The sequence below is a fragment of the Paenibacillus sp. FSL H7-0331 genome, assembly GCF_001956045.1.
The window spans coordinates 1-8179 of the sequence record NZ_MRTH01000090.1 but is presented as its reverse complement, the minus strand read 5'-3'; the positions used below and the strand labels follow the sequence as shown (position 1 = coordinate 8179).

General features: G+C 36.2%; 11 protein-coding genes and 1 pseudogene. 8 read left to right on the top strand and 4 right to left on the bottom strand.

From position 1 onward, the window contains the following. Positions 1-21 precede the first annotated feature (21 nt). Complete coding sequence (locus BK127_RS41165; protein ID WP_076238429.1) at positions 22-372, top strand: YxeA family protein; 351 nt, start codon at positions 22-24, stop codon at positions 370-372. Positions 373-434: 62 nt separating this feature from the next. Here the strand turns inward: BK127_RS41165 and BK127_RS44390 are convergent, their stop codons facing one another. After that, positions 435-590: a hypothetical protein gene (locus tag BK127_RS44390; RefSeq protein ID WP_179097819.1), complete on the bottom strand. Its 156-nt coding sequence runs from the start codon at positions 588-590 to the stop codon at positions 435-437. A gap of 718 nt (positions 591-1308) precedes the next feature. Continuing rightward, entirely contained in the window at positions 1309-1515 is a 207-nt protein-coding gene (locus BK127_RS45990) for a heavy metal-binding domain-containing protein (RefSeq protein ID WP_372237422.1), read from the bottom strand. Between the two features lie 127 nt (positions 1516-1642). Here BK127_RS45990 and BK127_RS41150 point away from each other — a divergent pair. Next, positions 1643-2026, top strand: a pseudogene (locus BK127_RS41150) (GH25 family lysozyme); the annotation flags it as partial. Between the two features lie 166 nt (positions 2027-2192). On the opposite strand, the gene BK127_RS44380 reads toward BK127_RS41150, so the two are convergent. Together BK127_RS44380 and BK127_RS42830 are read right to left on the bottom strand one after the other, a co-directional pair. Further along, on the bottom strand, positions 2193-2336 hold the full coding sequence (locus tag BK127_RS44380) for a hypothetical protein (RefSeq protein WP_179097817.1): 144 nt from the start codon (positions 2334-2336) through the stop codon (positions 2193-2195). Between the two features lie 386 nt (positions 2337-2722). Further along, positions 2723-2818 (bottom strand): sporulation protein YjcZ, encoded by a 96-nt coding sequence (locus BK127_RS42830; protein ID WP_083689974.1) that lies wholly within the window; start codon positions 2816-2818, stop codon positions 2723-2725. 497 nt (positions 2819-3315) lie between these two features. On the opposite strand from BK127_RS42830, the gene BK127_RS41145 reads away from it, so the two are divergent. The 6 genes from BK127_RS41145 to BK127_RS41110 all read left to right on the top strand — a co-directional run. Next, entirely contained in the window at positions 3316-3660 is a 345-nt protein-coding gene (locus BK127_RS41145) for a hypothetical protein (RefSeq protein ID WP_076238426.1), read from the top strand. Then, on the top strand, positions 3657-4454 hold the full coding sequence (locus BK127_RS41140; RefSeq protein ID WP_076238425.1) for a hypothetical protein: 798 nt from the start codon (positions 3657-3659) through the stop codon (positions 4452-4454). The genes BK127_RS41145 and BK127_RS41140 overlap by 4 nt, the downstream gene beginning before the upstream one ends. Positions 4455-4997: 543 nt before the next feature. Continuing rightward, the gene (locus tag BK127_RS41130) at positions 4998-5288 is read left to right on the top strand and encodes a hypothetical protein (RefSeq protein ID WP_076238423.1); all 291 of its coding nucleotides are present in this window, start codon (positions 4998-5000) and stop codon (positions 5286-5288) included. 210 nt (positions 5289-5498) lie between these two features. Beyond that, positions 5499-5972 (top strand): hypothetical protein, encoded by a 474-nt coding sequence (locus BK127_RS41125; RefSeq protein WP_076238422.1) that lies wholly within the window; start codon positions 5499-5501, stop codon positions 5970-5972. Positions 5973-6416: 444 nt separating this feature from the next. Then, positions 6417-7088: a DUF4062 domain-containing protein gene (locus BK127_RS41120; protein WP_076238421.1), complete on the top strand. Its 672-nt coding sequence runs from the start codon at positions 6417-6419 to the stop codon at positions 7086-7088. 829 nt (positions 7089-7917) lie between these two features. Further along, the coding region (locus BK127_RS41110; protein ID WP_179097816.1) for a transposase at positions 7918-8179 on the top strand (262 nt) is incomplete at its 3' end.

Here is an 8179-nt window from a genome sequence, read left to right as displayed (position 1 = left end):
TGGGCTTAGGAGGAATTATTGATGAAAAAAATATTGCTGGTGCTCGGGCTCATTATCGTGATTGGGGCATGCTTGTGTATATTCTTCCTCACCCCGGAGAAGCTAACACCCGATAATCCTAAGGGAAAAACCGTCTATTATACGATGATAACCGCCCCCGGCGTTCAAGATGAAAATGGACGTTACGGCTATGAGCTGACTGTCTATAACGAGAAAGGAAAGGAAAAAACACTTGCTTTTTCTGCCGGGAAGCAATTGAGAAAAGGGGCTTACGTCCAGTTATATAAAACGCTGATTCGGGGCGTCACGCACTGGGAAGAGATTTCCTTCGAGGAGCTGCCGGAGGCGGTTCAACAGGAGTATCAAAAATAATAAGGCTGAAGGAAGCCAGACGATTGATCCGGCTTCTACGGGCTTGTCGAGAAAGTGGTTGGTTATTGGACAATTTCATTCCACAAAGACATAATTCGATTTTGGTTTTTAGCAAATTCAATTTCATAATCAATGTTCTTTTCTGCTGGTAATGAGTCAATATCTGTTGAGGTTTCAGCAGTTCCACCAATAGTTGGCTCATTAATTGGCATGGTCATCTTCAGCACCTCCATGTATTTCAGACAGTCAAGCCCTTTTCACTAACACAAATCCAACGAAAAGAGCAGTGACGAACACATATTTTGCGATCTCAACTATCAAACATTTCAACCTCCTGACGAATCAATTTCCATAGATTAGATTAGCAGGCGATAACTGAAAAGTCGCTCGAATGCTGTTGTCGTAACATGACTTATTTATGTAGAGAGGCAAGCAAGGAAGACCTCCCCGTATATCTCACCAAATTTACCAATGCATTGGATAGAAAAACCCTCGCTGCATCTTGGTATGCATAGCGAGGGATGAGGATGTTACATTCTATAGTAAGGCAATCGCCAATAGATCGAATAATACAAGAGTAGTTATAAGAGGATTAAAAAATCCTTTAACTTTTACTTTTTTATTTGAAATCGAGGCAGAGGATCCATCCAGATATAAAAAATTTGGATCAACATTAACTACGGTCCCTTCATAGATTTCCCCGGATCTCATAAAAACACGAACTCGACGATTAAGACAGTTTCTGCAAGCATAATATATTTCGTCCACATTCATCACCACCTCTCGTTGTTCCATTATTTTATGGATTACAGAAACGAACGTGAGGGCTTATAGGTGTCCAATTTTATGGGAGATCCGTACCGAAGTTATCTGGAACATGGGTTTGGGGATAGGACGGTGTAGAGAGAATAAGTATCGGAGTATCCTATAAACCAATCAATCTTTAAACTTAACGGCTGTACCCGCAGCAGCTACAGACTGATTTGTTACAATGCTAAATGTTAATCCAATAATAGCATCTGCTCCCTTTCTGTATGCTTGTAATTGTATGTTACGTATAGCTACCTCCAATATTCGTGCGTTTTCACACACAAAGGCAACGTATTCAACATCTCTTCCTGGAAAAACATCTGTAGTAAGTATAGGAATCAGGTCACTATCTTTATAAATGTTTTCTGCGATATCAATCAGCTCCTCAAAATATTTTATCTGATTATTAATCGGCAGTAAGAGAATTGAATTTTAGTGTTATCTTTTAACAGATTGGTCGTATATCTGGTTGTCTGAGGTCCAAATCAGAAGTGGCCACCGCGTAATGCTGTACACCGGTGCAAGCTTTGCAAGGTCCTATCTCGGTAGCAAGCTGGCTGAATTTCCATTGTGGGTGGCGCACTATGGTGCAACTACACCAATGGCAAACAGCACATGGGACAAGTGGGCAACATTTCAATATTCACAGACAGGAAAGGTAGCCGGAATTTCAGGAAATGTTGATATGAACGAAATGGATATTGCTTTCTGGCATGTGATCACAGAGGTAAAAAGAATCGAGGAGGATGATGAGGATATGACAAAACCACTTGAGTATGATGCAGATTGGAAAGGGGATCAGCTTGTCTTATCTTTGAATGGTCTTTTCCACAAAGGGTGCTGAACAGCTACAATTGGACGGAACAGGCTTCTAAATGTGAGATTAACGCTGCTGATGCTTTGCTGATTATTGCTACGATGCTGGCAAGGCAGAACGACGTAAAACTATAGCAGCCAGAAAAATAGAATAGACCACCTCCTGATTTAATCGGGAAGTGGTTGACAAATACTTAAATACAAAAAGCACTGGTTATAATAACCAACAATATGAATAATACAAGAATTGCGCCTGTACTAGTTCCTAAACCATAACCTGCACAGCTTCCACCAACTCCACCAACTCCACCAATTCCACCAACACCGAGTGCACCCATAGCTATTCCTCCTTCCGTCTTGCATAATCTATGTTATGTATGTTGGCGGAGGCGTGACTGGACGGATGCCAAAATAGGTAATCGCCCTACAGATAAAAAGCAAGTTCCCAAAATTAAAGATCTTCATACAATGTAATGTGGCGGTAACCCCCAACTGCCCACATATCGACCCTCCTTTCCCATGAATAGACGGTAGCATTCAGTGCCCGTCTATTTCGCGTTCATAGCATGTATATGGGACCAGATGCAGAAGATCGTAGACAAGTTACTTGCGGCCTCGGAACTGGAGTTTATACATCGGATTTATTCTCATTATTGGATCTAAATAAATTAAAAGAAAGAACAAGATATCAGGCTCTTGTTCTTTCTTTACACTCATTTTTCTGTTAAATACAGAAACCAATCGACAACACGATCACCAACAAAATGAAAAGAACCAAAATTTCTGCAGTGGAAGTAAATCTGTTTCCAACAACACTCATCGATTATCCCTCCTTTTTTGCTTCATGTTGTAATGATATTCACCGTTCGTTCTGAATGTATGGATTGTAACCTAAATAACATAGAGGAATAGAATTTATTTGTGAAACTCATTCCGCCAGCCACTTCATTAACCACTTGAATGAAATATACGCTCATCCATTCCGATCTGTTGAATTATTTTTTTGATATTGGGTATGGGTACAATAAGGAGTTCACTATTTGAGTAAGCTCAACTTGTGTTTAAGTTGAGTGCTGTTCTATATTGAATTCAACCGCCGATTGAATAATAATAAAGAATTGCTCAGTGAGTCCTTTTCCTTCGGGACGAGTGCTTTTATTTTCAATGGTACGATCACCTACCTCATAGCGGATTTTCGCGACCATCGCCTAAGACAGTAGCAAGGCTGCAGCATGGAAAGAGCAGCGGGACTATTACGGATGGCTTGCCAACAACCTTCGGGATGCATCCGGACTGCCCAGGGAAACCTATGCAGGGTTGAATTTAGATTATGTGGGCATATGTGAGCTATTAGAGGGAAAAAGGCAGCTAGAAGGTGAAGGGTACTATGGCATTACAGAAGATGATCGAATAGTTTTCATGCCTACAATTCAAGAAGATATTGAGCTTATAACTGCAAACAATTTCGAAAATGAACTTTTTGAGGGATGTAGGGAGGCTATCCATAAGTTTTCTGTTTCTGATTCTAATAAAGAAGTATATGCTTTTGGTTTGTATGCGGATGAACATAATACATTTTTGATTTACATAAATACGTTAGATGATTTAAAAGAAACAGAAGAATCTTACATAAAAAATGGAATTATACGGAAGAACAATTGAAATCATTACGATACGCTTTAGGGGATTTTGCTCACAACTTCCATGAATTTAATGAAAAGTTTGACACTCTTTATAACCATTTTGAAATCATTGCAAGCGCTCATGCAGATGAGGAGATTGATCATATAGCAGAGGGTGATGAGGTAGTCATTGCTTTTGAGAAAAGGATATTTAATGATGCCCATTATTTGTTTGCACAAAATGTAGCTATAAAGCTCAAAGGCCACTTTTCTGGGTTGAATACCACTGATGATTTTATTTACTTTGCATCCACTGGCAATGATTATATCGATTATAGTATCACAATGAGAAAAACAATGGATCAGGAATTGTTCTATAGATGTTTTCCAGAAACCAAAGAGTTAGATAATGAATTTGAAAACAAATTAAATGAATTGAAACAATTAGATGTTTCTAAGCAAGTCGATTATTGGTTAGAACAACTCATTAAAAATACTCATAACACAGATAAATTTATCATTACTCGATGTTTAAAGGAGAGTTATCATGCTTTTGAAGCTTTAGAGGCAAACGAATATGCTTTAGTACCAGAGTTGCTGTCTAGAATAGAACATGAGGCGAACAAAGATACACTGAATGCGGAAGCATATTTAGATTTATCTGTATATGTAACAGCTCTTAGGTTTATACAACAATTGGACAACAAGGATGTTGATTCACTTATTGCGATAATTAATAAACTTGAATCTTGTAATATAGAAGATAGACGATTAAAGGATTCTCACGAACATATGTTAGTTGATTTTAAAAAATATATGGATTATTTGGCTTAAATGATTAGGTTGGATTTTAGAATCAAGATGTAAAAGGGTTGAAAAAATTGCAAAAGATCTAAATCAATCAACGATGGGAAATCTAGAATTTCTTTTAAAACAGAGCACAATATGGTAAAAACAACTAACTCGACTAGCATTCTATCTAAATAGGAATTTGCATTATCGTCAGTAAAGACCATCATTCTAGATAGATCAAAAACTAATAACTGAGCTAAGAAACCTAATATAAAAACTCTTGTAAATCTTTTTGATCTGGATGGGTAGAAAAAGTATGCAACTAGGACCATAACAATAGCCCTGTCACTTGGCTTCACAATGAATAATGAGCTTATCTTCGTTATAAATGGCAAAGAACAAAGCGTTGTCAAAGTCGGCAGGGGAAATGAGCTGTTGATGAATGTGAAACATGATACTCAACTACTTTCTGGGTTATGTGGAAATCAAATTGATTTTGGCGCAGGTTACGATTCTAAAATGATTCTAAATATCCATTGTTGCCAATGCCCAATTAACATATAATCATTTTATGGAGGGGAACACATGAGCGTATTTCAGATAAACAAAGAGAATCACTTACAGCTGGTATATAAGAATAATGTAGTTATTGCTAGAGATGGCAATAAACTAATTGTTGTACATAGTAAGCGTAGTATAAAACCTTTACTACCATTTGAAATTACTAAGCAGGTTTATGAACAATGGAGGAAAAGAGATAGTAGAATGGATTTTACAGATACACCGTATAATGAATTATTTACATCTAGCGTAATAGCACAAACCGAATTAGAATGTGTGCTCGATTTTAATAAGATTGAGTTTATTGAAAATTAGAATATTGAATTCATTTAATTGGCTGGATCACTTTTGTTGGTGATCTATTTTTGTATTTTAAAACGTGTATTAATCCACTAAGGATGACATAGGTATATAGTAACATAATGTGCTAAAATGTGACAAATTAACTGTTTGTATTTACCTTAAATAGTGAATTATTGGTATAATGGGGCTATATATCGAATGTCTAGAAGGGTTGAGAATTTAATGAAAAAAGTTGTAAGAGGCATAACGATATTATCTTTAGTTGCAATTATGACTGCTTGTGGTAATCAAAATGAGGTTGTTAAGACAGCTGCTGCTCCTCCAGTTGTGAAACAACCAGCAAAAGCAGAGGTCAAGGAGGCAATAAAAGAGCCAGTAAAAAATAAGTTTGAAATACAAAGAGAAAAAGATTTGGAGAAATTTAATGCATATGTAGCAGTCATGATGGATTCAAAGTCGTTCGTGAAGAGTGCGACTTGGGAGAAAGGCGCGGCAAGAATAGAATTTTTGGATTATAGCGAGTATAAGGGTGAGTTAAGTGAAGCTGAATTTAATGCTGCATGGAAGAATGATGATAAATTAAGAAAAATTTTGATGGAGTGGTCGCTCATATTACTAAGAGAATTTCCAGAAAATGATATGATAGCATTGCAGATGACTACACCACTCATTGATGGCAAGAAGTTGGAAGTCTAGCAGAAAAAAACTATGGCATCAAATTTAAAGATTTAGACGCAGATCAAACAGGAAACTTGTGGAAAACAATTCAAGCTACTCTTTTTACGAAAGAAAACCGTGATTATTTGGAGCAGAATAATCATTTCAGGGATTTGGTAAAGAATCCATTTAAATAATGGTAAGTACCATTTAAAAATCATTGGACGAAACGGTATAGAACAACATCATAATCATACGTGAAAGGAATTAAATGAATAGAGGGAAGAGAGAAGGACTCAAAATTGAGTTCTTTTTTTCTTTTATAATCAAGATTATAATTATGTAAAAATTGGATTTTTCATGATATCATAGGTATATAGTAACAAAAAATTCCCAAAATTACATGATATTTTCTATCGTCAGCAATATGACGGGATACATTTATTTTACATTTAGAGGACTCGAAAGGTAGGAATCATACATATGAGAAAGAAACTGCAAGTGTTCATATCATCAACGTTTACGGATTTAAAAGAGGAAAGGCAGATAGCTGTTAAATCCATTCTAAATGCAGGACATATTCCTGCTGGTATGGAATTGTTTACGGCAAGTGATGATTCGCAACTGGATATCATTAAACGCTGGATTGAAGAATCAGATGCTTATATGTTGATAATAGGTGGCAGATATGGTTCTTTATTGAAGGATAAATCAAAGAGTTTTACACATTGGGAATATGATTATGCTGGTGAAATTAAAAAGCCAAGATTTGTATTTGTTTTGAGTGATTCGTTTATCCAGAATAAGGTGAATTCATTAGGATATAAAGATGCATTAGAGCATGATAATCAACAAATGCATAAGGAATTTAGAGAGAACATTTTATCCTCAAAGCTTATTGCTCTGGTTGATGACAATAAGGACATACAGATTAGCATATTTAAGTCACTAAGAGAGATTGAGCAGAAAAATTTGTCAGGTTGGGTGTCAGGTAAAGATGTTCCAGATGTAAAAGGGTTGATGGAGGAAAATGAGCGGCTATTGAGTGAAAATGCTAAAATTATAGCAGAGAACGATAAAATAAAAGAAAGTCAGGGAGTAATGAAAAAAGATTACCTAAACAAATGTACACAGGATTTACATTTGATCAATTAAGGGTAGCTTTGTCCAATTATAAGACAGGTCAACATAGCATATATCCTAGCGATTTATATGAATTATTTATTAAACAGTACGATAAATATTTGCATGGAGTATCTCTCAGTTCATCTCGAAATCAGGATATCGTTTTAGATATGCTTATAAAGTCTGCATCAGAGTACATAATTTATGGATTAATTGAGAAAAAAGATGGTTTGTATATTATTACCGAATTAGGTAAGAAATTCATAGCTGAGTATAAACATAGAATTACGGTTCGTACCAGATAGGCTTAATCTAGGCAACTAATTGTCAACTATTAAATTTAGAATAAGTTAACATATCCACTCGTCCACTCGCCGTTTATTGTTATAACACGATTGCACAAACCTATCACTATCGAACATGTGATAGGTTTTATCTATGTTGAATATTAAAAGTAATAATTACAATTATTGTTCATGTTTCATATGTTCTGCCTATATTTTACCTACTTAAATCAATTCTTCACAAGTGTATCGAGATGTATCGTTAATGACACAAAATGTATCTAAAGTCAATCGAATTGTAATCATAATAACCCTTATTCTATATGGGTTCTACATTTACACATTCATGTAATAATAAGACACGATGTTAAAGTTCACTAGATGAAACTTCATAAGAGTAGATGAAAGACGATAAAGGGGTGGAGGATACGTTTCAAAATAAAAACCTATCCGAGTTTCAGACAGGTTTCTTGAGTCATATCCAATTCATAAACCCTCTGATTTGCTCCTTACTACGCTTCGTATAGATGGCTGTAGTCGTTAGAATAAAGACATCAGACAGGAGCGAATCTACGATGCCCAAAGAAAGACGTACATTTACAGACGAATTTAAAAACCAGATGGTTCAGCTGTATGAAAGCGGAAAGACTCGAGCCAACATTGCTCGTGAATACGACCTGAGTGCAACAGCATTAGATCGATGGATCAAACAAAGTCAAACCTCCGGTACCTTTTCGGAGAAAGCAAACCGTACCCCTGTGGAAAACGAACTTCTTGCTTTACGTAAAGAAAATCAGCGGCTTAAGATGGAGAACGACATTTTAAAGCAAGCCGCGC

Bases quoted from the DNA above. Each gene is read 5' to 3' on its own strand.
- BK127_RS44380 (WP_179097817.1), bottom strand. From the start codon at position 2,336: ATGGGTGCACTCGGTGTTGGTGGAATTGGTGGAGTTGGTGGAGTTGGT.
- BK127_RS44390 (WP_179097819.1), bottom strand. From the start codon at position 590: ATGACCATGCCAATTAATGAGCCAACTATTGGTGGAACTGCTGAAACC.
- BK127_RS41125 (WP_076238422.1), top strand. From the start codon at position 5,499: ATGAAAAAAGTTGTAAGAGGCATAACGATATTATCTTTAGTTGCAATT.
- BK127_RS41120 (WP_076238421.1), top strand. From the start codon at position 6,417: ATGAGAAAGAAACTGCAAGTGTTCATATCATCAACGTTTACGGATTTA.
- BK127_RS41165 (WP_076238429.1), top strand. From the start codon at position 22: ATGAAAAAAATATTGCTGGTGCTCGGGCTCATTATCGTGATTGGGGCA.
- BK127_RS41130 (WP_076238423.1), top strand. From the start codon at position 4,998: ATGAGCGTATTTCAGATAAACAAAGAGAATCACTTACAGCTGGTATAT.
- BK127_RS42830 (WP_083689974.1), bottom strand. From the start codon at position 2,818: ATGAGTGTTGTTGGAAACAGATTTACTTCCACTGCAGAAATTTTGGTT.